This window comes from Bacillus sp. ISL-55 (assembly GCF_018613155.1).
In the GTDB taxonomy this organism is placed as follows: Bacteria; Bacillota; Bacilli; order Bacillales; family Cytobacillaceae; genus Mesobacillus.
Genome location: NZ_JAGGQU010000012.1, coordinates 80,653 through 102,533, shown reverse-complemented (window position 1 = coordinate 102,533; position 21,881 = coordinate 80,653). Strand labels below are relative to the sequence as shown.

Below are 21,881 nucleotides of genomic sequence, written 5' to 3'. Positions count from 1 at the left end.
AAAGGACGGATAAGAATGACGCAATTGAAGAAAAGAACTCTTGTAGACGCCGAGGCTCCCAATGCTTCGACTGCTATTATAAATGGACTCAGTTCAAATGTATTGAACTGGGATGATGTGCGCTTCCCGTGGGCCTATCCGAAGTATAAAAGGATGCTGGGGAATTTTTGGACTCCTTTTGAGATCAATATGTCAAAGGACATAAAGCAATTCCCCATGCTTACGGAAAAGGAACAGGATGCCTTTTTAAAAATCATCGGGCTGCTGGCACTGCTTGACAGCATTCAAACAGACTATGCCGGTAAAGTTGCCGACTATCTCACAGACTCCAGCTTAAATGCACTGATGATTGTTTTGGCTCAGCAGGAAGTAATCCATAATCATTCCTACAGCTATGTGCTGTCAAGCATCGTATCCAAAGCGAAGCAGGAGGAAGTGTTCGATTATTGGAGGACAGAACCAATCCTGCGAAAGCGGAATGAATTTATTACCGACGGCTATAAAGGGTTCGCGGAAAATCCAAGCATTGAAAATCTATTGCATTCGATTGTCTATGATGTCATCCTTGAAGGTCTGTTTTTTTACTCGGGCTTCGCCTTCTTTTATAATCTGGCCCGAAATCAGAAAATGGTCGGCACGAGCACAATGATTAACTACATCAACCGTGACGAACAGCTTCATGTAGGGTTATTCGAAAAGATTTTCAAAGAGGTCCTCCGTGAAAATCCCGAGTACAACACAGAATCATTGAGGGAATTTGGAACTGCAGCTTTCCGGGAAGCTGCTCTGTTGGAGATTGAGTGGGCTGAATATATTATCGGAAACGAGATTGATGGACTGCTCATGTCAGACGTGGAAGCCTATATAAAGTTCATGGCAAACAAACGTGCAGAACAATTAGGTTTCAATGCACCCTTCGAAGGACATCGGACCAATCCGTTAAGATGGATTATCGCCTATCAGGAAGTAGACCTTGGCAAAACCGACTTCTTTGAGCAAAAATCAAGACAGTACACGAAAACATCTGATGAGAACGGTTTTGATGAACTATAAAATGAGCTGTGCTCGTTCATTTTATAAGTTTCACTATTATTTGATAAAATGGAAGCATTGGGACCTCCCTTTGCTTCCATTTTTTAGCGTCCACTATACTTCATTAGAAAGTGGGGCTTCAGAATGAAAACGGAAAAAGAGAAGATGTTGGCCGGGGAAATGTGTAATCCTGCTGACCCTGTTTTGATAAAAGAACGTGAGGAAGCCAGACGTAAGGTTAGAATCTATAATCAAACACTGGAAACCGAAGGCGAAAAACGGACACAGTTATTGAAGGAGTTGCTTGGTTCAACTGGAGAAACTGTCGTTATGGAGCCAAATATCCGCTTTGATTACGGCTTTAACACCTATGTCGGAGAGAATTTTTTTGCCAATTTTGATTGTACCATCCTCGATGTTTGTGAAGTCCGGTTTGGCGACAATTGTATGCTCGCACCAGGCGTACAGATCTATACAGCTACACATCCACTTCATCCAGATGAACGGAATTCAGGAAGGGAATATGCCAAGCCGATTACGTTTGGAAACAATGTCTGGATTGGCGGAAGTGCCATCATAAACCCGGGGGTAACGGTGGGTGACAATGTCGTGATCGCTTCAGGGGCAGTCGTTACGAAGGATGTGCCGGATAATGTGGTCGTTGGCGGAAATCCAGCCAGAGTTATTAAACAGATTGAACTTTAAACATGGTACCTTGGCCTGTTTCTGGATAGGAGATCAAACCTCTCCCTGGGCGGAACGAAGTGTGAATGAATGGAGGAAACAAGAATGAAAGAACAGGTTGTGATTGTCGGGGCTGGCCTATCAGGTCTTCGTGCTGCCTCTTTACTGCAATCAAAAGGCATAAGCTGCAAAGTCCTGGAGGCGCGCAACCGGATTGGGGGCAGGGTTTTGAGCATGGCAGCCAAAGACATGCCGGAGCTCGGCCGTTTTGATTTGGGCCCGACCTGGTTTTGGCCGAATCACGAGCTTGCCATCACCAAATTGGTGAAAGACCTTGGATTGCCAACCATTGAACAGCACACCCGAGGAGCGATGCTTTTTGAGCAATCGCAAACCGGACAGGTGCAGCGCCATGTTCTGCCAGAGGGCGCAGTTGAGAGGTCAGTACGACTGGCCGGTGGGATCCAGTCCCTGATTGGCGCTCTCGTTTCCTCACTTCCGTCTGAGACAGTCTTACTGAATACCCGGGTTAATGCAATTCAACTGGATCAGTCCGGCGGAGTCACAATAGAAGCAGAACAGGCTGATGGAAAAAAGAAAAGCATTCGGGCCGCAGCTGTAATCCTGGCTTTGCCGCCTCGAATCGTTGTGGAAAGGATTGCTTTTTCACCGGCACTTCCTGATGGGCTGATAGCCGGCCTGAAAGACAAGCCCACGTGGATGGCGGGACAGGCTAAGGCAGTAGCTGTTTATGAACGCACATTCTGGAGGGATGCCGGTCTTTCCGGTCAGGTCACAAGCTGGGCCGGGCCTTTGCAGGAAATTCATGATGCTTCACCTGAAACTGGATATGGCGCACTTTTTGGTTTCTTCGGGATTCCTTCAAAAATGCGTCAAGAACTTGGTGAGGAACAAATCCTGAGACAAGTGACTGACCAATTGACAAGGCTGTTTGGCCCTCAAGCTGGAAAACCTCTAGCTCTTCTTTACAAAGACTGGGCGAGCGATCCAGAAACTGCTGTGGAGGAAGATGCACAGCCGTTGACCAGCTTCCCGGAATATGGGCTTCCGGCAGGAAAGAGTTCATGGGAAAAGCGGGTTATTTTTGCCGGTACAGAAACAGCGTCTGGCCATGGAGGGCATCTTGAAGGAGCGCTTCAGGCAGCTGAGCGAGCGGTATCAATAGTGATGGAATCGGTTAAAAACAATCTATTGTAATGAGTAGAGAGGTAAAATAAAACGCTAACTTTCCGATAATTGGGAAGAGGCGTTTTTTTTTGATGTTCATTGGTGGGAAATATTTTGCATGATCGCCTTCTATTCACCGTTGAAAGGAACGGTGAAGGTTAAATAGTTCATATTACCTACACAGCAATGATATAGTTAAAATAACTAACTTGAGAGGAAGCTGTAATACATGAGTTGTAATGCGTGTGTGGTAGGGAAGTTACAGTTTGAAATCAAAGTTGATGGAGAACGGAATTTGTTCACCTTTCCTGAAGTGGTCCGCCATATGGACCGTAACGGTGATTTGCTTCGGGCTGATGGGGATGCTTTGGTTGTAAGAGAAGCGGGAATGAGGGATTTCCTTGATTTTTGCCATGATCATATGGAGTCGGACAAGGTCTTTTTTCGGCTGGATCATGAAGAGTGGCGGCCAGTGGCAGATGCAGAAGGTATTCTCGAAAGCCAGTGGATTGACGAGGTTATCCTTAAAGAGGCTGTGACCTGCCATGCCCAACCGATTCTTAATGCTGAAGGCGAAGTTTATGCGTATGAGATGCTGGCACGGTTTTATCGTGAGGATGGGTCAATGATCTATCCTGGTGAAATCTTCGGTGCGGCGAGGAAAAGAGACCGATTGTATGCACTTGACCGGATTTGTAGGATGGCTGCGGTAAGGGCCTCAACTTTTACAGATAAAAAGGTTTTTATCAATTTCATTCCGACTTCGATTTATTCACCGGAGTTCTGTCTGAAATCGACCACTATGCTGGCAAATCGGTTGGGAGTCAACCCTGATCGGCTTGTATTTGAAGTGGTGGAAACAGAAAACGTGGAAGACACGGATCATCTGAAAAGGATCCTGGCTTTTTACAAAGAAAAAGGTTTCCGTTATGCGTTGGATGATGTGGGTGAAGGATATAGTACGCTTGAACTGCTGTCAGATCTGCAGCCACATTATATGAAATTGGATATGAAGTATGTCCAGGGAGTTGCCGCGGATACACAAAAGCAAAAGACAGCAACCGCGTTTTTGGATGAAGCGAAGAGGCTTGGTTCTGTGCCGCTTGCGGAGGGAATCGAGTTAGAGGAGGATTTTAATTGGCTTAAGGAAAAAGGATATCAGCTATTTCAGGGATATCTGTTCGGAAAGCCTGCTCCAATTGGCGTTAAGTAACATAAAAAAGAAACCGTTCAATACGGTTTCTTTTTGTTAATCCAGCTCCAGCACTTGTCGGAGCTTTCGTTTTTTTTCTATATATTCTCGGGTGAATTCAGGGGATATTTTGCTTCCCAAGCCTCTTTCATTTCTTTTATCGCTTCTGTCAGGAGCGCGATATCCTTCGAAATTTGCGCTTTTATATTTAGATCAGCACTTGTTTGATATTCATCTTTCAGTTGATTTAGTTCCCTATGGAATAGAAAAAGTGTAAGCAACTTAATCTCCCCCTTTTGGTATATCAATCATTCTCTCTCTGTATATAGTTCTAATTACCCACGAAAATTATCGGATAAACATAAAATTTGGCAAAAAGCCTCGCCCGGCTAAATGCTAATTGGGCGAGGCTTTTTGAAATTAGGCTGTTGTCTTTTGCGCTTCAAGTACCGCAACTGACTCTTTTCTCTGGTAGTAATACCAGTTTAAGGTGATAGACAGTACATAGAAGCCAATGAAGATGAAGAATGCCGGTGCATAGCCTCCGGAAATATTGATGGACCAGCCGAACAGTTTTGGAATCAGGAATGATCCATATGCTGCGAATGCTGCGGTAAATCCGAGCACTGGTGCTGCTTCTTTTGGAACGAAGATTCCCGGGATCATTTGGAATGTTGAACCAGAACCGATTCCAGAAGCAATGAACAAAATCATGAATGAAACCAGGAAGCCGCCGAATTGCTTTGTGCCAAGGAAGTAAATGACGCTTCCTGCTCCGACCATCATTACGACCAACACGATCGAAGTCAGTTTGGCTCCACCCATCTTATCAGCAAGCCATCCGCCAACAGGACGTGATGCAGCAGCAAGGAAAGCTCCTAAGAAGGCTAAAGAGATATATTCAGGGAACTGTGATTTCAATAATAGCGGGAATGCCGCTGAGTAACCGATGAATGAACCGAATGTTGCAACGTAAAGCCATGTCATGATCCAAGTGTGCTTTCTTTTAACAATAACGAATTGATCAGAGAATGATTGCTTTGTTCCAGGCAGGTTATCCATGCCGAACCATGCGGCAATCGTGACAATCGCGATTGGCACAAGCCAGATGAATGCTGCGTTTTGCAGAAATACTTCCTGGCCGTTAGACAATTTCTGTCCATCGCCAGCGATAAAAGCGAAAGTTCCAGTTGTAATGATCAATGGTGTTACGAATTGAACGACTGATACACCCATGTTGCCTAAACCGCCATTGATGCCAAGTGCGGTTCCACGTGCTTTTTTCGGGAAAAAGAAGCTGATGTTGGATGAAGAACTTGAAAAGTTACCGCCACCCAGGCCGGAAAGTGCTGCCAGTAAAAGCATGACAGAATATGGTGTGTCAGGATTCTGGACTGCAAAACCGATTCCGATTGCTGGAATCGCGAGGACAGCTGTTGACAGGACCGTCCAGTTACGTCCGCCCATCATACCAACGCCAAAGGTATACACAAATCGTAAAGTTGCACCAACAAGACCAGGCATTGCTGCCAAAGTGAAAAGCTGCTGATCAGTAAAACTAAAGCCAATATCATTCAAGCGAATTGCGACTACAGACCAAATCTGCCAGACAATGAACGCGAGCATCAAGGAAGGGACTGAAATCCATAAATTCCGCTGGGCGTGCTTTTTGCCTTCGGATTGCCAAAAACCATCGTCTTCAGGATTCCATTTATTTATGCGAGCCATTTTAATTCCTCCAAATAATTTTGAGTGGGTGTTGATAAGATTAATAAACCATTTATATCACGAAGCAGGTGTGACGTACCTCACAATTCTTTTAGTGCACACAATTCTGTCAAAAAGTCTTGAACACTTTATGACAGAGGGTGATAAAACCCGGTACCTATGGGGGTTTTACCTTAGAAGAAACCCGATTTAAAAGCAAAAAATAGGGAAGCTGCAGGAAAAGCTGAATAAAGTGGGAATCAAAAAAGGGCAAAGAATTACCGCTATATGAGGGTAATTCTTTGCCCTTCTTTCTTTGATTGGACGAGAAGCAAAGCGTAGTTATGGCAAGGTGAACCTTTATTCTCTTTTTATGGAGACAGGGTATAAATAAGGAACTGCCGGTTCTTCAGTAATCTCCCATTTAGAGACTTTTACAAGGGGGATAGGGGTATCCATGTAAGACCCTGTTTCGATGACGCCTTCTATTTTAATCCATGTGTCCTTCTCGATGGTTGCTGCATCCGGGAATTCTGACAAAAATCCAATGATGCTGGCATCTGCGACACAGTGGGTGACCAGGAAACGAGATACGACCAGCTGGTTTTCTGCAAAGCCTTCCTCTTTATAAACGAATCCATAGAGGCTTACCTTCCGGCCCTGGAACTTATCGATGTCGGAGCTGATTTCCTCATAGTAGGATGAATAGATACTGTCGTTAAAAATGATGGTGGACCCTTCCTCCAAATCTTTTATCTTTTCATTGTACTCTTCATCGGTCATTTGATTTTCATATCCGGTGGCAGTCTCGGTGCCTTCGGGTATGTCAGTGCTTTGTCCAGCCTGATAATCACTTTCCTCTGGCGGCTGAGCGCCCTCGCCAGTTCCCTGGCTATCTGCCTGTTCTGTTTTTTCACTTGTTGACTGGTTTCCCTGTCCACTTTTACTAGAACCAGCAATTGACAGCATCGCGCCCTTTTTATCAGCGATCTCGGAGTCGAGGACTTTTGCAGGCAGCATAAAGCCTGATAAAAGAGGCAGGACAATAATCAAGTAGGACACCAGTTTTTTTGCTGAAAAAGGTGTTGTCCCATGGTCATGGAAGTGGTCATGATCATCATGTGAGCAGCATTCGCCTACATGACTGCAGGAGTCGTGGTCATGTTCCGTTTTTATTGTCCAGACTCGTGTAATCTGGATAAAAAACAGGATCAAAAATAGAAACGCGGCTGCCTGGCTTAAAAGCAAATACTTCGGATTAATGAATAAATAAATCTTACCTGTAAAATGCAGCATATAAATCAAGGCGGAAAATCCGAGCAGGATCAGGGACCTTGCCGCCTGCTGTGCATGGAATTGCATGGACAAGACCTCCTATAGCATGCCGCCAAACAGCATGAGAATGGTGAATACAGTCCCAGCGACGAGCGCAAGGACGGTCATGACAAATTTAACCCGGAACACGCTCATCATGATCAGCGTATTTTTCAAGTCAATCATCGGCCCGAAAATCAGGAAGCCAAGGATCGAGGTTGAAGGGAAGATACTGCTGAACGAAGCCCCAATGAAGGCATCTGCCTCAGAACAAAGAGACAGGAAGTAAGCAAGTCCCATCATGACAGCCAGTGAGGAAGCCGCACCACTGCCAATTTCCAATAATGTCTTCGCCGGCATATAGGTCTGGACCAGAGCGGCCAGGAACGCTCCGATGATCAGATACTTGGCCATGTCGAAAAACTCATCAATTGAATGCTGGAGCATGGCCCAGAATTTTTCGAGGAAGGACTGTTTCTTGGAATGACTATGGACGTGCAAGGAGGTGCTTTTCTTGAACTGCGTTCCTTTGAATATCATGCCAACCATGAAGGCGACAAGAATCGCGATGGCAAATCCCAGCCCCATTCGAAGCGCAGCGATTTTAAAATCGTTGCCAAAAGCCATATATGTAGACGCAATGACTATCGGATTGATGAGGGGACCTGTCAGCATGAAGCCAATCGCAGCTGCTATCGGGACACCTTTGCCAACGAGTCTGCGGATGATTGGCACGATTCCGCATTCGCAGGCCGGAAAAAGAGCGCCAACACTGCAGCTCATGACAATCGCCAAATATTTGTTCTTAGGAATCCACCTGCTTATATGCTCCTCGGTGACAAAAATCTGAATCATCCCCGCAATCAGCACCCCGATCAGAACGAACGGGAAGGCTTCTATTAAGATACTAAGGAATATCGTATTCAGATTCAGAATGGAAGAGGGGATTTCCAGCTTACTTTGAAACCCCATCCCAAGGCTTAACAGCATGAGAAAAGCCAGAATCACCATAAAACCTGTAATGTCCAATAAATTAGATCGGATTAATCGAATCATTTTATCCTCCTAGTTACATTTACTAGATTGTACTAATGGAATAAAGAAAATATGTGCAATCTAGTAAAAAAGACTATCAATTTAACACTTTATCCAGGGTCTGAAGATTCTTTCGCATCAGGCTGAAATAGTCTTCTTGATTTTTCATATCTTCAGCTGAGACGGACTCAAGGTTATATAAGGTGACTGTCTCGGCACCAATTTCCCTTTGAATCATTTCAGCCACACGGGACGACACATTCTGTTCAAACGCAATGTATTTCAAATTATGTTCTTTTGCTTCTTCAATTAACTTTGTCAATTCTCGTTGTGAAGGCTCCTGGGTAGGAGAAAGTCCATTCACAGCAATCTGAATGATTCCGTATCTATTTGCCCAGTATCCATACGCTTCATGAGCAACAAGCAGATGTTTGTTTTCAGCCTGGTCAATCACAGTCTTGAATTCATTGTCCAATTCCTTCAGGTCTTTCTCTAGTTGCGCGAAATTCCGTTCAAATTCCTGTTCGCGATCAGGCATAAGCTCGATCAAGGAATCTTTGATATTTGATGCCAGTTTGATAGACAGGATTGGATCAAGCCAAACATGAGGGTCTAAGTTTTTATCATGGTGGTCCTCGTCGGAATGAGTGTTTTCTTCGTCGTGGTGATCTGCATCCGAGTGAGCGTTTTCTTCGTTATGCTGTTCTTCGTCCGAGTGAGCGGTATCTTCGTCATGGTGCTCTTTTTCGGAGTGAGCGGCATCTTCGTCATGGTGATTTTCATCAGAGTGAGCGGCTTTTTCGTCATGGTGCTCTTCTTCGGAGTGAGCGGCTTCTTCGTCATGGTGTTCTTCATCGGAGTGAGTGGCTTTTTCGTCATGGTGCTCTTCATCGGAATGAGCATCTTCTCCTTCATGAGAATGATCATGGGAAGACTCAATCATTTTTACATTTTCTGTGGCTTTTACAATCTTGACCTTTTCATTTTTTAAGGCTTGCTCCGCTTTTTCCGCAAACCCTTCGATTCCGGCACCGGAATAAATGAATAAATCGGCTTCAGCAAGCTTCATCATATCTTTCGTGCTTGGTTCGAAGCTATGGGCGTCAACATTAGGAGGATAGATGCTTTCCACATCCACGAATTCCCCGCCGATTTTTTTCGCAAAATCCTGAAGAGGGTAGATGGTTGTATAGACCGTCAGCTTAGCAGCTTCTGAATTATTTTTGCTGGCGGATTTCTTGCTGGTGGAACATCCAGCTAGTGTCAAACCCACTAATAACAGTAAACCAAGTGATAGTTTAGCAATTTTCATTGTGATCTCCTTAAACCATATTTTTGTTAATCGAAATGATTACGATTTAAAGTGTAAAACAGAAATTTATTTTTGTAAATGATTTTCGTAATCATTACGATTTGAAAATTTTTGATAGGCGATTGGCTGGTCACTTCCGTTATGAAGACCGAGCCTTTCTGAAACTTATTAAAGATCCGACCGTACTAATAGGTAGGAAAGGGTGATGGAGATGAAGAAATATTTGTTGTTTGCCGGAAGTTTTATCTTGGCATATATCGTGTTGCAGGTAGTATCTGGTCTGCTGTTAACCGCATTTTATACGCCTGAATTCCCATCGGAATCGGCTGGTTTGCCTTCACAGGTTGAGTTCGGAAATACAAGCTCAATCCCATTGTTGATCTCTGTATTGTCATTGGGGATTGCATTTGCTGTAACCAGGTTCTTTAGCAAAAGCCAGAAATCTTAATGAGTTGTTGCAGCTCCCTGCTCTAAAACTGTCTTCGAGTCGCTTTCGAAGGTGAAAACTATAGGCTTTTTTAACATTTAATGTTAGACTGCAATAGTTAATCGGGAATACTAATGGTACAGCTTTTTATAGGAGGATTTTTTAATGCTTAACAATGATATAATGATCCGTTTGCGATACGCATTGGATATCAAAGATACTGATATGGTAGAGATATTCAATCTAGGCGGCGTGGAAGTGGCGAAGGACGATGTCCGCATGATGCTACAGAGGGTAGATGAAGATGAATATGGTGAAGAGATTATCCCAGAGGGCTACATAAGAGTCAACAATACGATGATGGAGCAATTCCTGAATGGCATGGTTACTTTTAAAAGAGGGAAGCGTCCGGGAGAAACTGGTGCTCCGCCACTAACCGGGGAGACAGTGAATAACCAGCTTTTGAAAAAATTGAAGATCGCCCTGTCGCTCACGAGCGAGGATATGCTCGAGATTTTTGACCTTGCGGGAGTCCGCGTGTCTAAGGGTGAACTCGGGGCGATTTTGAGAAAAGAAGGACACAAGAACTACCGGGAATGCGGCGATAAATTCGCGAGGAATTTCCTGAAGGGCCTGGCCTTGAAATTCCGCGGATAAAAAGATAGAAGACGGTTCTCATGAAGAATGAGAACCGTCTTCTTTTTTTGAAAGCTGGATTTCCTCAATTTTCTGACGCTGCTCATCTGGCCACCAGGCTCCACAGTCATCGGAGACGACACAGGCTGCGCATTTTTCTAGGTCGTACACTTTCATGCCGCTGATGGGAGGGGAATAGAGGTGGAGAGTGACGAGTCCGCTTGTGCCGTCTGCTTGCATCTTGTGGACGCCTTTCTTCGGTGCATAAAAGAACTTCCCCTGATGGTGGTACTCCTTGAACAGCTCTTTGGGCAGGGTGTTGTCATTAACCTCGTAAACTGAATTAACAGAGGTTCCGTTAACCACCTGGATCCAGCCATGGGAATTCCCGTGATCATGCGGAGCGCATTCTAAATCTGACCAGTTCATCACCAGAAGCTCTACATCCTCGCTTTTGTAGAGAAGTTTTCGATAATAAGGCTTGCCTGAAGCTGATTGGAGAAAGGGCTTCAATTCATTTACAGACATATTGATCTTCGCCAACGCTTCCTTCATCTCGTCTTTGGAAGGATCTATTAGTGAATCTAACACTTTTTTAGCCTGAGAATTTATAGCCATGGGCACTCCCACCTTCTTCATTTTTTAAAAATAGCTCTCGCCACTAAACGTGCAAGACCACCATTGACAATAACCACTCCTATAATAATTATGATTCCGCCAATCGCACTTATGAGGATAAATTTTTCATGTAGAAGAAAAATGGCGGCAAACAGGGTGACCAGGGGTTCAAGGTATATAAAAACAGATACCCTAGAAGCATCCAGCACCTCCAGCGCTTTTCCCCAATACCAATAGCCGATTCCAGATACGAATATCGCAAGAAACAAAAGATGTGCCCACTCCGTCTGGTTCAGCAGGGACACGGATTCCCAGCCTCTGTTGCGGATGATAAAAGGGAGGGTGAGCATGAAGCCGATCAAGCTCATGTAAAATGTCACTAATAATGCAGGATACGGGATGTGGAGCCTTTTTAACAGGATGGAATAGATCGCCCAGTTCAGTGTGCTGAGAATCATCAGGATGAAGCCGATGTTCAAAGCGAACTCGAAGGAATGGCCGCTCCGGGTGGTGGTGACAAGAAAGACCCCTGCAATGGCGACCACCATTCCAAGTGCTTTTTTTACATTCATCTTTTCATGCAAAAACAGAACTGAAAGGATGACGGTGAAAATAGGCGAAAAAGAAATCAGCCAGCCCGCGGACGAAGCATTGATGGTTGTCAGAGCCGTTGCCTGCAGTACTTGGTGAACAAAGACGCCCAGTATTCCGAGGACAACCAAATGAGGGATGTATCCAATCGAAATCCGCAAACGATAACGATTCAGAAGTAAAATCATCAACAAAAACAAAGCCCCCAGGCCAAAGCGGAGGACCAATAAAGAATATGGATCGAGCTTTGCGAGTACAGCTTTTGCAGAAACAAAGGAAACTCCCCAAAAGCTGATTGATAAAAGTGCATAGATAGAAGCTGTAAGCTTAGCGCGTATCGGAATCATTGCGTGGAATCCTTTCTGGTGGACAAGTTTTCTACTAATTTATGCTTGTCTCGGGGGAAGAAGAATCATGAAAAATTATCCAATAATATTTACAAAATAATGGAAACCTGAGATAATGAAGCAAATGATTGAGGAGGGAAAGTAAGTTTATGGAACCAACATCTAATTGCTAATTATTAATTTAATTAATAAGGATTTTGTATAGAGTGTAAAAATGCCTATGTTGCATAGGTTTATTTCGTTATGCTCTTTATGGAATTACGGCAATTAGAAGATAACTTACTTTACTGAATCGTGATAGTGATTTTTTGGCATAGGCTTATTTGTGCTTGCTGAAAATGGTGATTCAAGACTGTAGGGATTTCTGCAGTCTTTTAATATTGGAAAAAATGAATGGTAAATAGGTTCTTCTTTGTGCTGTCCATAAAAGCGTAGCTTCATTATGGATGAAAGAAGGAATTGATATGTTAGAACTGAAAGTGCATGGCATCAAAAAATATATGGAAGCGACACTGGTCGTGAACAGTTTTACATTGGAAGCATTTGAAGGGGATAAGGTGGGGATTGTCGGGGCGAATGGCAGCGGGAAAAGCACGGTCCTTAAGGTGATTGCCGGGATCGAGCACATGCATTATTATCCCGGCTACCCGCAAACCTCAAGTCCTGGATATGATGAGGGGCTGGTCCATCGTCCGAGGGGAGCATCGTTTGCCTATTTGGAACAGATGCCTTCGTATCCCGCCGGTTTAAAAGTGATCGACGTTTTGAATCTGGCCTTTGAAGAAGTCCATGAGGTTGAAAAACAGATGCGTGATATAGAAGCGCAGATGCAGATTTTACAGGATGATGCTCTTGAAAAAGCGTTAAATAAGTATAGTGATCTGGTGAATGTATTCGAAGCAAAGGGCGGTTATGAGCAGGAGGAGAAGCTGAGCAAGGTATGTACTGGTCTTAAGTTTGCCGAGGACTTTTTACAGAGGGATTTCGATTTGTTGAGCGGCGGCGAGAAAACCACTGTTGGCCTCGGGAAAATCCTGATTCACCAGCCGGATATCTTGCTGCTCGATGAGCCGACGAACCATCTTGATATGGAGTCGATTGAATGGCTCGAAGGCTTTTTGAAAAATTATAAGGGCATCGTACTGATTGTCTCGCATGACCGCTATTTCCTCGATAATGTCGTGAACAAAATCGTCGAGATCGAGGACATGGAAACGATTAGCTACAGGGGGAACTATTCTAGTTTTATCAGTCAAAAGGAAGAGAATATGCGGGTGCAGTATGAGCAGTTCCGCGAGCAGCAGAAGAAGGTCAATAATATGGAGAAGCAGGTGACGAGCCTGCGGGACTGGGCGTTGCGGGCCGATAATAACAAATTTTTCAGGCGCGCGGCGAGCATCCAGAAGAAGCTTGATAAGCTGGATCGGATTGATAAGCCGATTTTTGAGCGGCGGAATATGCGTTTGAGTTTTAAGGATGCTGTGCGCTCCGGGAATGAAACGATCAAGGCGGTTGGTGTTTCTAAGCGTTATGAGGATAAGGTGATTTTTGATGGCGCTGATCTGATGGTTCATTACGGTGAGCGGGTCGGTCTGGTTGGTCCGAATGGCAGCGGGAAGACGACATTCCTGAAAATGCTGTTAGGCGAGGAGCAGCCGGATGCTGGTGTGGTTGAGTTGGGTGCGAATGTGATGGCCGCCTATCTGCCTCAGAAGATCGTTTTTGCGAACGAAGAGCTGACTGTGCTTGAATGCTTCCGTGAGGACATCTCGATTGTCGAAGGGAAAGCGCGCGAGTATCTTGCGAAGTTCATGTTTTATAAAAAGAGTGTCTTCAAAAAGGTGAAATTCCTGTCAGGCGGAGAAAGGATCAGACTCAAGCTGGCGATGCTGATGTTCCAGGATATCAATTTACTGATCCTTGATGAGCCTACGAACCATCTGGATATTGATTCGATTGAAACCCTTGAGGCAGCGCTGGACGATTTCAAAGGTACGATTTTCTTCATTTCACATGACCGCTATTTTATCAATAAAATCGGTGAGCGGGTGATTGCGGTTGAGGAATGTGGGCTGAAGAGCTATGAGGGGAATTACGATGATTATAAAAGGGAGAAGTCTGCGGCAGAGCAGAAAACTGTGATCGAACCGGTGACTGTTTTCAAGAAGAATGTGGCGCAACAGTCGCAACCGGAACCTTCCACGGCGCAGCTTTTCAGGAAGATCGAAGGCCTGGAAAAAGAAATCACTGAGCTTGATTTAGTGATGGGGATTCATCAGGATTATGAGGAGCTTGATAAGCTGTATAGCAGGAAACAGCAACTGAATAAGGAACTCGAGCTGGCGATGGAGATGTGGCTGAGTGCCGGGGAGTAAGTGAGGGGAAGCATGGATATTTGTTCATGCTTCCCTTTTTTTGTTTGGTGATGCAGGAAAACACTATAAACAAGGTGGAAAAATAAGAATTTTTACCCGCAAGAGGAAATATTTATGGTATAAATATATAGGTAAAAAGTTCTAGGGGGATTGAGTGTGACTTTATATGGATTATTAGTTTTAGTTCATGTCATCGCGGCCGTTGTTGGTTTAGGAGCGAGCTTTGGAATGCCGGTGGTTGCCAAGTTTGGTGCTAAGTCAGTAACGAACGCAAAAGTATGTTTTGAGATTAATAAAAAAATAGAGATTTTTGCCAAGGTTGGGTCGCTTACATTGTTAGCCAGCGGAATCCTGATGGCTATCGTCAACCCGGCTTTGTGGTCGCAGGGATGGTTCATCAGTTCTTTGGTTATATATGTGCTGATTCAGCCGGTCGTCGCAGGAATGCTGCCAAAAACAATCGGACAGCAAGTCGATCTTGTCATGAACAGCGAAGACGGCGAACTGCCAGCCGAGTATCATCAGCTGGATAAAAAAGCTGCCAAGCTAAATGGTATCGCACATGTCGCAGCAGTTGTGCTTATCGTGCTTATGTCAACAAAACCATTCTAGGGGGAAATATAATGCAAGCGAAGCCAATGTTCTATGATGGAAGCGGAGAAAAGAAACAGACGACAGGTGCTGCAGCACGGCCACAGGCCTCCAGTGTTGTGATTACTGAAGAAATGAGGAAGTCCATCGGCGGAAATCCTTATGTGTTTGTTAAGTAGGATGATAGGAAGAGAGAGTGCCAGCCTTTTGGGTTGGTGCTTTTTTTTATTCAGACAGGTTTGGTGGTGCGGGGAGGAAAGCTGTCCGAAGTAAGGGTAAGTTCGGACAGGTTTGATGGTGCGGGGAGGAAAGCTGTCTGAAGTAGGATCAAGTTCGGACAGGTTTGATGGTGTGGGGAGAAAAGCTGTCAGAAGTGGGATCAAGTTCGGACAGGTTTGGTGGCGCCAGGGGAAAAGCTGTCAGAAGTAGGGTCAAGTTCGGACAGGTTTGGTGGCGTATGGGGAAAAGCTGTCAAGAAAACGAAGGAATCGTGACAGGTTTGATGGTGCGAGGGCAAAAGCTGTCAAGAAAACGAAGGAATCGTGACAGGTTCGAGGTCCTGAGGCCAAAAGCTGTCAAGAAAATGAAGGAATCGTGACAGGTTCGAGGTCCTGAGGCCAAAAGCTGTCAAGAAAACGAAGGAATCATGACAGGTTTGATGGTGCGAGGGCAAAAGCTGTCAAGAAAACGAAGGAATCGTGACAGGTTCGAGGTCCTGAGGCCAAAAGCTGTCAAGAAAACGAAGGAATTGTGACAGGTTAGAGGTCCTGAGGCCAAAAGCTGTCAAGAAAACGAAGGAATCATGACAGGTTTGATGGTGCGAGGGCAAAAGCTGTCAAGAAAACGAAGGAATCGTGACAGGTTTGATGGTGCAAGGCCAAAAGCTGTCAAGAAAACGAAGGAATTATGACAGGTTCGAGGTCCTGAGGCCAAAAGCTGTCAAGAAAACGAAGGAATTGTGACAGGTTTGATGGTGCGAGGGCAAAAGCTGTCAAGAAAACGAAGGAATCTTGACAGGTTAGAGGTCCTGAGGCCAAAAGCTGTCAAGAAAACGAAGGAATCGTGACAGGTTCGTGGTCCTGAGGCCAAAAGCTGTCAAGAAAACGAAGGAATCGTGACAGGTTTGATGGTGCGAGGCCAAAAGCTGTCAAGAAAACGATGGAACTTTTACTGAATTATGCAACTTTTCCAATCTGTCCTCCGTCTAAACTAATAGACTACCAATACTTCTAAAAATTGGGTGAATAAAAGTTTGCTAGAGTGGGAATACTATAACCAACAACATATTAACAACGGAGGTAGATTAGGATGAAACAAATTAAGGAATTCATGAATGATGAGGGATTTGAATTAAAAGGTTATATTTCACAGTTATTTGAGCAAGTTTCCGATAAAGATGAAAAGAAGAAACGCTGATCGCGAGTTAAGCTGATCAGCGTTTTTTCATTTGCTGCAAGACTTCATCAATTTTTGCGTGATCCTCGGGTGATTCATCGATATGCTTCCATAAGAGTTTGCCGTCGGCAGAATAGAGCCAGGTTCCTCCCTGGATGTAGACGTCCTGTGACTTCATCGATTTCAAGACGAATTCCTTTTGCTTCTCATTTTTAGGAATAAAATCTTTGACTTGACCGGTAATGAAACCGAAACCGGCTTTCGTCAGCAGCTTCCACTTCGGCATCGTTTTATGTCCCATGCCGCGATACGCTTTTCGCGAAGGATCTCCTAAAATCGGAAAAGGAAAAGGCCCAAACTGGTCAATGAATTGCTTGATAAAAGAACCCTTTGACGGGGCAACCGCAACAACCTGGTAACCTGCAGCTTCGACTTCAGTTATTCGCTCACGCAACTGCGTAAGATATGCCCGGCAGACTGGTCAGCCAAGATGGCGCACAAATACGACCATCGTCGGATTCCCCTGAATAGCCGTTTCCAAGGTTAGTGATTTTTCAGGATCAGTAGTTTCTAATACATATTCCATCTCGAAACCTCCTTTTCCTCACTATATATAACTTTACCCTCCAAGGAAAGAATTAACATTCCTTAACAAACCTTTTCAATTAATTTACAAGTCCTTAAAACGAGGTTAATAACTGTCTAGTAATCTTGTTCTTGTAGCAAGGGACATAATATTAGGGGGAATTAAGGAATGAAGAGTTTTAAAAAGTTAGCGATGTTTACTATGCTTGCTGGTGTAATGGCTTTCGGAACGGCTTGTTCAGATGGTGAAAGTAACGCAGAAGCAACCAATGGTTCTAATGAAACTGAAACTCAACTTGAAGGCAGCGTTGTGATCGATGGCTCCGGCACTGTTTACCCGTTCATGGCAAAAATGGCTGAGAACTATATGGGCAAGCAGGAAGATGTTTCTGTGGAAGTAAGCCGCTCAGGAACTTCGGCTGGTTTCAAGAAATTCCTCGTTGAAAATGGAACGGACTATAACGATGCATCTCGCCAGATCAAAGACGAAGAAAAGGCAAAAGCTGAAGAGCTTGGCATCGATGTAAAAGAAATGAAGGTCGCTTTGGATGGCTTGACGATTGTCATCAATAAAGACAATGAATGGGCGAAGGAACTGACGAAAGAAGAAGTCATCGATATCTTCCTGGCTGAAGGCGGCAAGAAGAAATGGTCTGATGTACGCCCTGACTTCCCGGATGAAGAGATCAACACATATGGACCGAATGAAAACCATGGAACATACGAATTCATGTTTGAAAATATTTTAGAAGAAAAAGACCTGGTTGAAGGCATCAATCTGCAGCAGGATTACTCTACGCTGGTTGATCTTGTTTCCAAGGATAAGAACGGAATCGGATTCTTCGGCTACGGTTATTATGCGAACAACAAAGATAAATTGGATGCAGTAAGTGTGGATTTCGGTAACGGACCTGTTGAGCCTTCACTGGAAACAATCAAGGAAGACGGAAAGTACGGACCATTCACAAGACCGGTTTTCACATACTTGAATGCCAATAACGCAAAAGAGAAAGCACAAGTACTTGATTACGCAATCTACACAATGGAAAACGCCCAGGATGTTGCAGCTGAAACAGGCTTCGCACCACTAACAGACGAAGACATTCTTGCGACAATCGAAGAACTGGAAAAATTGAAGTAAACCAAAAGGAAGTATGAGGCATGTTCTCATACTTCTTTTTTGTATTCCTCAGAAGATCGTAGCGATTAAGAAATAATTACTAGAGGAATGGGTATACTACGGAAGAAGTTTCCTTTATTTGTAAAAAACTTTCAGTGAGGCAGACTATGACGAATGCGATTTATGCGATTTTTTGGCTGGGAATCTTAATAATATTGGGGGATTGGAGGAACTGGAGAAGGTACTATCCGACAATCCTTTTCTTTATGCTTGGTGATTTTATTTACCTCTATTTAATGTCCGATTATTATCCAATGTGGAAGTATGTACCGTCGCCTGGTGACAGGGAAATGGGAATCACCAATTCGCACATTACGTTTTCCATCATGGTATTAAAATACCCTGCGACATGTCTTGCCTATTTGTCTCATTTCCCACAGCAAGGTGGCATCATGAGGTTCATTTATTATTTAGGGTGGATGCTAATTTACACCATAAATGAATTGATCGACTTGCAGTTCCACTTAATAAAATATTACAATGGCTGGAATTTCGGGTGGTCCATCCTTTTTAATGCGGTAATGTTCTTCATATTAAAAATCCATTTTCATAGGCCGGTATTCGCTTGGATTCTTTCGGCCGTATTTATTGTTTTCTTATGGAATACTTTTGATGTGCCCTCGAGTGTTTTCCGATAGAAGGTCTTCCTCCGGCTTAAAAAAATTGTTTGGGCATGGAGAGACATTATTTTTTTCCGATAGAAGGTCTTCTTCCAGCTTAAAAAATTTGTTTAGGTATGGAGAGGAATTATTTTTTTCTAATAGAAGGTTTTCTTCTAGCTAAAAAAATGTCTGGGTATGGAAAGGAATTATTTTTCTGAGTTATGCCTTTTCTTAATCCAAAGAAAGAGGTCAGTCATTACTTTCGCAAAAATAAATACAGATACATAGCTGATAAATAAGTGAAAATAGTTAATCGATCCATACATTCTAAATAATCCTAATCCGACCAGCATAGGTTTAAAAACAAATGACAGGATTACCGATGTAATAGTTGCATACAGATAATATTTTTTATTGCTGGTCATCGATGATTGATATACGAAAATGAAAATGATTGGGATCAGGCTGGAATCGAGCGAAATCCCCGGTAAAACAGGAATGACAGGAATAGGATAATTCCAGTAACCCATATTCCTCCCGAACAAATCTTCGTATCCAAAGGATACATGGATACTGTAGCCGTAAAAGAGAATCTGGAATAGCTTATTTTTATTGATTTTAATAAACAGAAAGACGAGGGGGGCCACAAGGAATAATACCATCAGCCAGTACTCAAAAGAGTTATATAGAGCGTAGTCCCACCAATACTCATTTAAAGCCTTTTGCCCTTCCTTTCCCATCTCAACAATCTTATCAAAACGCGATAGAAGCTCATTTTCCAAATTAATCATTCCTTTTAAAAGCAGGTTTTGCATACATATCTATAGATTGTCTTCTTCAATAATTTCGTATGCACTATGTAGAAGTCTTATGGAAAAATATAATACAAAAAAGGGTAAGTTCACCATTATGCGGGAAAAAGAGAAAGATAATGATCGATATAACCAGGAGGTGTTCTTATGTCGTTTAAATATACAGAAGAGAATGGACGTTTTGTTGCCAAGGATTCAGATGGGCTCGAGGTAGGCGAAGTAACTTTTACTCGTGATGGAGATGAGGTTCTTGTCATTAACCATACGGGTGTTGATCCTGCGAATCGCGGTCAGGGAGTGGCGGATGAATTGGTGCGCCAGGTTGTTGAGAAGGCAAAAAATGAAGGATTGAAAGTGGAGCCGGTTTGTTCCTTTGCACAAAAGGAATTCGAGAGGAAAGATGAATATAAAGAAGTTTTAAAGCAATAGCGGAAGCCTTTGAGAATCTCAAAGGCTTTATTCAGGTTGACTTCGAAAAAACAACATGATAAAATTATCTCGAATTCGAGATATTATGTTTTTTTGAAAGCAATAAGGATAAAGTAATAATAGATATTATTTGTATCAATATCTCGGTTTCGAGATAAAGGGGGAGACAACTTGAACGAATTAAAAGGAATTCACCATGTTACCGCCATTACAAGCAGTGCGGAGAAGAATTATGAGTTTTTCACATATGTGCTGGGAATGCGTCTAGTTAAAAAGACCGTCAACCAGGATGATATCCGTACTTATCACTTATTTTTCGCGGATGATAAAGGGTCAGCGGGAACGGATATGACATTCTTTGATTTTCCGGGGATTCCGAAGGGTTCTCATGGAACAGACGAAATATATAAAACAGGGTTCCGTGTTCCGACAGATGCAGCGCTGGACTATTGGGTGAAGCGATTCGATAAATACGACGTCAAGCATACGGGCATAAAGGAATTGTTCGGTAAAAAGACCCTTTCATTCGTCGATTTTGATGATCAGCAATATATGCTGGTTTCAGATGAACATAATGAAGGTGTTGCATCAGGTACTCCTTGGCAAAACGGTCCGGTACCGTTGGAGTACGCGATTACAGGCCTTGGACCCATCCATATCCGTATCTCACGCTTTGATTATTTTAAAGAGGTATTGGAAAAAGTTATGCATATGCGTGAAGTTGGGAAGGAAGGTTCCCTGCATCTTTTTGAAATGGGCGAAGGCGGGAATGGTGCACAGGTAATAGTTGAGGACAATAAAGTGCTACCGGCGGGACGCCAGGGATTCGGCACCGTACACCATACCGCGTTCCGTGTTGCTGACACTTCTGTTCTTTATGAGTGGATCGAGCATATGAAGTCGGCGGGATTCGGAACATCCGGTTATGTCGATCGATTCTTCTTTGAATCCTTGTATGCGCGTGTGGCACCAGGAATTTTGTTCGAATGGGCAACAGACGGACCAGGTTTCATGGGTGACGAACCTTACGAGACCCTTGGTGAAAAATTGTCACTGCCGCCGTTCCTTGAATCGAAGCGAGAACAAATCGAGGACTTTGTGCGGCCGATTGATACAGTCCGCAGCACGCGTGAGATTGAAAAAGAGTATCTGTAAGAATAGTTTGCAGGCCGGGAGATTGTGGAAAACTACTACTAAAGGAGGCAGATATAATGGTCAAATTAGCAGTGATTTTTTACAGCATGGGCGGAACGAATGTGCAGCTTTCGAAGTGGGCTGCAGAAGGCGCGAAAGAAGCTGGAGCAGAAGTGAAGGTTTTTAAAGTGAAGGAATTAGCCCCTGAATCAGCGATTGAAGGCAATGAGGCATGGAAGGCGACTGTCGAAGCAACAAAGGATATTCCCGAAGTGACTCCAGGCGATCTTGAATGGGCAGACGCGATTATCTTCAGCGTTCCAACGCGATTTGGAAACATGCCATCCCAAATGAAGCAGTTCCTTGATACAACGGGCGGCCTTTGGGCACGAGGCAAGCTGGTGAACAAAGTCGTGAGCGCCATGTCCTCCGCGCAAAACTCGCATGGCGGGCAGGAAGCGACTATTCTGTCACTATACACAACGATGTACCACTGGGGTGCAATCGTGGCAGCGCCAGGCTACAGCGATCCCGTAACATTCGGTGCTGGTGGCAACCCATATGGCACAAGCGTAACAGTCGACCAGGACGGCAATATGGTCGAAGACGTTGAAGCAGCGGTAAAATACCAGGCGAAGCGCACAGTGACCGTATCAGGTTGGGTTAAGAACGGCAATCAATAATATTTGATTAGA

General features: G+C 43.9%; 23 protein-coding genes and 1 pseudogene. 15 read left to right on the top strand and 9 right to left on the bottom strand.

Translation table 11 applies throughout. The features are described from left to right. Positions 1 to 15: 15 nt before the first annotated feature. The 4 genes from J7E32_RS07300 to J7E32_RS07285 all read left to right on the top strand — a co-directional run bounded on the left by J7E32_RS07300 (position 16) and on the right by J7E32_RS07285 (position 4,117). Complete coding sequence (locus J7E32_RS07300) at positions 16 to 1,053, top strand: ribonucleotide-diphosphate reductase subunit beta (RefSeq protein WP_214905757.1); 1,038 nt, start codon at positions 16 to 18, stop codon at positions 1,051 to 1,053. A 123-nt stretch (positions 1,054 to 1,176) separates the two neighbouring features. Continuing rightward, positions 1,177 to 1,737 (top strand): sugar O-acetyltransferase, encoded by a 561-nt coding sequence (locus J7E32_RS07295; RefSeq protein ID WP_214905754.1) that lies wholly within the window; start codon positions 1,177 to 1,179, stop codon positions 1,735 to 1,737. An 84-nt stretch (positions 1,738 to 1,821) separates the two neighbouring features. Beyond that, on the top strand, positions 1,822 to 2,934 hold the full coding sequence (locus J7E32_RS07290) for a flavin monoamine oxidase family protein (RefSeq protein WP_214905752.1): 1,113 nt from the start codon (positions 1,822 to 1,824) through the stop codon (positions 2,932 to 2,934). A 199-nt stretch (positions 2,935 to 3,133) separates the two neighbouring features. Then, the gene (locus tag J7E32_RS07285; protein ID WP_214905749.1) at positions 3,134 to 4,117 is read left to right on the top strand and encodes an EAL domain-containing protein; all 984 of its coding nucleotides are present in this window, start codon (positions 3,134 to 3,136) and stop codon (positions 4,115 to 4,117) included. Between the two features lie 77 nt (positions 4,118 to 4,194). Here the strand turns inward: J7E32_RS07285 and J7E32_RS07280 are convergent, their stop codons facing one another. The 5 genes from J7E32_RS07280 to J7E32_RS07260 form a co-directional block, all read right to left on the bottom strand. Beyond that, a complete protein-coding gene (locus J7E32_RS07280; protein ID WP_214905746.1) occupies positions 4,195 to 4,377 on the bottom strand; it encodes a hypothetical protein in 183 nt (60 codons plus the stop codon). A gap of 139 nt (positions 4,378 to 4,516) precedes the next feature. Beyond that, positions 4,517 to 5,824: an MFS transporter gene (locus J7E32_RS07275; protein WP_214905744.1), complete on the bottom strand. Its 1,308-nt coding sequence runs from the start codon at positions 5,822 to 5,824 to the stop codon at positions 4,517 to 4,519. Positions 5,825 to 6,163: 339 nt separating this feature from the next. Beyond that, entirely contained in the window at positions 6,164 to 7,165 is a 1,002-nt protein-coding gene (locus J7E32_RS07270) for a TIGR03943 family putative permease subunit (RefSeq protein WP_214905742.1), read from the bottom strand. A gap of 12 nt (positions 7,166 to 7,177) precedes the next feature. After that, the gene (locus J7E32_RS07265; protein WP_214905740.1) at positions 7,178 to 8,173 is read right to left on the bottom strand and encodes a permease; all 996 of its coding nucleotides are present in this window, start codon (positions 8,171 to 8,173) and stop codon (positions 7,178 to 7,180) included. Between the two features lie 76 nt (positions 8,174 to 8,249). Continuing rightward, the gene (locus J7E32_RS07260; RefSeq protein WP_214905738.1) at positions 8,250 to 9,464 is read right to left on the bottom strand and encodes a metal ABC transporter solute-binding protein, Zn/Mn family; all 1,215 of its coding nucleotides are present in this window, start codon (positions 9,462 to 9,464) and stop codon (positions 8,250 to 8,252) included. Between the two features lie 211 nt (positions 9,465 to 9,675). Between J7E32_RS07260 and J7E32_RS07255 the strand changes: the two genes are divergently transcribed. Continuing rightward, positions 9,676 to 9,912 carry a hypothetical protein gene (locus J7E32_RS07255; RefSeq protein WP_214905736.1) on the top strand — a complete coding sequence of 79 codons (237 nt, stop codon included), beginning with the start codon at positions 9,676 to 9,678 and terminating at the stop codon, positions 9,910 to 9,912. Positions 9,913 to 10,056: 144 nt separating this feature from the next. Further along, positions 10,057 to 10,548, top strand: coding sequence for a YehS family protein (locus J7E32_RS07250; RefSeq protein ID WP_214905733.1), 492 nt, complete (start codon positions 10,057 to 10,059; stop codon positions 10,546 to 10,548). Positions 10,549 to 10,566: 18 nt separating this feature from the next. On the opposite strand, the gene J7E32_RS07245 is transcribed toward J7E32_RS07250, so the two are convergent. Next, on the bottom strand, positions 10,567 to 11,145 hold the full coding sequence (locus J7E32_RS07245; protein WP_214905730.1) for a cysteine dioxygenase: 579 nt from the start codon (positions 11,143 to 11,145) through the stop codon (positions 10,567 to 10,569). Between the two features lie 17 nt (positions 11,146 to 11,162). After that, positions 11,163 to 12,083 (bottom strand): DMT family transporter, encoded by a 921-nt coding sequence (locus tag J7E32_RS07240; RefSeq protein ID WP_214905727.1) that lies wholly within the window; start codon positions 12,081 to 12,083, stop codon positions 11,163 to 11,165. Positions 12,084 to 12,529: 446 nt separating this feature from the next. Between J7E32_RS07240 and abc-f the strand changes: the two genes are divergently transcribed. The 4 genes from abc-f (at position 12,530) to J7E32_RS07220 (ending at position 15,647) form a co-directional block, all read left to right on the top strand. Further along, positions 12,530 to 14,458: a ribosomal protection-like ABC-F family protein gene (gene abc-f, locus J7E32_RS07235; protein WP_286182846.1), complete on the top strand. Its 1,929-nt coding sequence runs from the start codon at positions 12,530 to 12,532 to the stop codon at positions 14,456 to 14,458. Positions 14,459 to 14,614: 156 nt separating this feature from the next. Beyond that, the gene (locus J7E32_RS07230) at positions 14,615 to 15,070 is read left to right on the top strand and encodes a DUF2269 family protein (protein ID WP_214905724.1); all 456 of its coding nucleotides are present in this window, start codon (positions 14,615 to 14,617) and stop codon (positions 15,068 to 15,070) included. Positions 15,071 to 15,081: 11 nt separating this feature from the next. Further along, complete coding sequence (locus J7E32_RS07225; RefSeq protein ID WP_214905722.1) at positions 15,082 to 15,228, top strand: hypothetical protein; 147 nt, start codon at positions 15,082 to 15,084, stop codon at positions 15,226 to 15,228. 164 nt (positions 15,229 to 15,392) lie between these two features. Further along, on the top strand, positions 15,393 to 15,647 hold the full coding sequence (locus tag J7E32_RS07220; RefSeq protein WP_214905719.1) for a hypothetical protein: 255 nt from the start codon (positions 15,393 to 15,395) through the stop codon (positions 15,645 to 15,647). A gap of 834 nt (positions 15,648 to 16,481) precedes the next feature. Here the strand turns inward: J7E32_RS07220 and J7E32_RS07215 are convergent. After that, positions 16,482 to 16,913, bottom strand: a pseudogene (locus tag J7E32_RS07215) (AhpC/TSA family protein); the annotation flags it as partial. Positions 16,914 to 17,198: 285 nt separating this feature from the next. On the opposite strand from J7E32_RS07215, the gene J7E32_RS07210 reads away from it, so the two are divergent. Then, the gene (locus J7E32_RS07210) at positions 17,199 to 18,170 is read left to right on the top strand and encodes a PstS family phosphate ABC transporter substrate-binding protein (RefSeq protein ID WP_214905711.1); all 972 of its coding nucleotides are present in this window, start codon (positions 17,199 to 17,201) and stop codon (positions 18,168 to 18,170) included. Positions 18,171 to 18,316: 146 nt separating this feature from the next. After that, positions 18,317 to 18,847 carry a CBO0543 family protein gene (locus J7E32_RS07205; protein ID WP_214905708.1) on the top strand — a complete coding sequence of 177 codons (531 nt, stop codon included), beginning with the start codon at positions 18,317 to 18,319 and terminating at the stop codon, positions 18,845 to 18,847. A 170-nt stretch (positions 18,848 to 19,017) separates the two neighbouring features. Here the strand turns inward: J7E32_RS07205 and J7E32_RS07200 are convergent, their stop codons facing one another. Further along, entirely contained in the window at positions 19,018 to 19,602 is a 585-nt protein-coding gene (locus J7E32_RS07200) for a hypothetical protein (RefSeq protein WP_214905705.1), read from the bottom strand. A gap of 168 nt (positions 19,603 to 19,770) precedes the next feature. Between J7E32_RS07200 and J7E32_RS07195 the strand changes: the two genes are divergently transcribed. The 3 genes from J7E32_RS07195 to wrbA all read left to right on the top strand — a co-directional run bounded on the left by J7E32_RS07195 (position 19,771) and on the right by wrbA (position 21,869). Beyond that, positions 19,771 to 20,052, top strand: coding sequence for a GNAT family N-acetyltransferase (locus J7E32_RS07195; RefSeq protein ID WP_214905702.1), 282 nt, complete (start codon positions 19,771 to 19,773; stop codon positions 20,050 to 20,052). Between the two features lie 171 nt (positions 20,053 to 20,223). Further along, complete coding sequence (locus tag J7E32_RS07190) at positions 20,224 to 21,207, top strand: ring-cleaving dioxygenase (protein WP_214905698.1); 984 nt, start codon at positions 20,224 to 20,226, stop codon at positions 21,205 to 21,207. Positions 21,208 to 21,263: 56 nt separating this feature from the next. Next, entirely contained in the window at positions 21,264 to 21,869 is a 606-nt protein-coding gene (gene wrbA / locus J7E32_RS07185) for an NAD(P)H:quinone oxidoreductase (protein ID WP_214905695.1), read from the top strand. The last annotated feature ends 12 nt before the right edge of the window (positions 21,870 to 21,881 follow it).

What these genes read in the sequence shown, in the direction of transcription:
- J7E32_RS07300 (WP_214905757.1), top strand. Translation starts at nt 16, where the DNA reads ATGACGCAATTGAAGAAAAGAACTCTTGTAGACGCCGAGGCTCCCAAT.
- J7E32_RS07295 (WP_214905754.1), top strand. Translation starts at nt 1,177, where the DNA reads ATGAAAACGGAAAAAGAGAAGATGTTGGCCGGGGAAATGTGTAATCCT.
- J7E32_RS07290 (WP_214905752.1), top strand. Translation starts at nt 1,822, where the DNA reads ATGAAAGAACAGGTTGTGATTGTCGGGGCTGGCCTATCAGGTCTTCGT.
- J7E32_RS07285 (WP_214905749.1), top strand. Translation starts at nt 3,134, where the DNA reads ATGAGTTGTAATGCGTGTGTGGTAGGGAAGTTACAGTTTGAAATCAAA.
- J7E32_RS07275 (WP_214905744.1), bottom strand. Translation starts at nt 5,824, where the DNA reads ATGGCTCGCATAAATAAATGGAATCCTGAAGACGATGGTTTTTGGCAA.
- J7E32_RS07270 (WP_214905742.1), bottom strand. Translation starts at nt 7,165, where the DNA reads ATGCAATTCCATGCACAGCAGGCGGCAAGGTCCCTGATCCTGCTCGGA.
- J7E32_RS07265 (WP_214905740.1), bottom strand. Translation starts at nt 8,173, where the DNA reads ATGATTCGATTAATCCGATCTAATTTATTGGACATTACAGGTTTTATG.
- J7E32_RS07260 (WP_214905738.1), bottom strand. Translation starts at nt 9,464, where the DNA reads ATGAAAATTGCTAAACTATCACTTGGTTTACTGTTATTAGTGGGTTTG.
- J7E32_RS07255 (WP_214905736.1), top strand. Translation starts at nt 9,676, where the DNA reads ATGAAGAAATATTTGTTGTTTGCCGGAAGTTTTATCTTGGCATATATC.
- J7E32_RS07250 (WP_214905733.1), top strand. Translation starts at nt 10,057, where the DNA reads ATGCTTAACAATGATATAATGATCCGTTTGCGATACGCATTGGATATC.
- J7E32_RS07245 (WP_214905730.1), bottom strand. Translation starts at nt 11,145, where the DNA reads ATGGCTATAAATTCTCAGGCTAAAAAAGTGTTAGATTCACTAATAGAT.
- J7E32_RS07240 (WP_214905727.1), bottom strand. Translation starts at nt 12,083, where the DNA reads ATGATTCCGATACGCGCTAAGCTTACAGCTTCTATCTATGCACTTTTA.
- abc-f (WP_286182846.1), top strand. Translation starts at nt 12,530, where the DNA reads ATGAAAGAAGGAATTGATATGTTAGAACTGAAAGTGCATGGCATCAAA.
- J7E32_RS07225 (WP_214905722.1), top strand. Translation starts at nt 15,082, where the DNA reads ATGCAAGCGAAGCCAATGTTCTATGATGGAAGCGGAGAAAAGAAACAG.
- J7E32_RS07210 (WP_214905711.1), top strand. Translation starts at nt 17,199, where the DNA reads ATGAAGAGTTTTAAAAAGTTAGCGATGTTTACTATGCTTGCTGGTGTA.
- J7E32_RS07205 (WP_214905708.1), top strand. Translation starts at nt 18,317, where the DNA reads ATGACGAATGCGATTTATGCGATTTTTTGGCTGGGAATCTTAATAATA.
- J7E32_RS07200 (WP_214905705.1), bottom strand. Translation starts at nt 19,602, where the DNA reads ATGATTAATTTGGAAAATGAGCTTCTATCGCGTTTTGATAAGATTGTT.
- J7E32_RS07195 (WP_214905702.1), top strand. Translation starts at nt 19,771, where the DNA reads ATGTCGTTTAAATATACAGAAGAGAATGGACGTTTTGTTGCCAAGGAT.
- wrbA (WP_214905695.1), top strand. Translation starts at nt 21,264, where the DNA reads ATGGTCAAATTAGCAGTGATTTTTTACAGCATGGGCGGAACGAATGTG.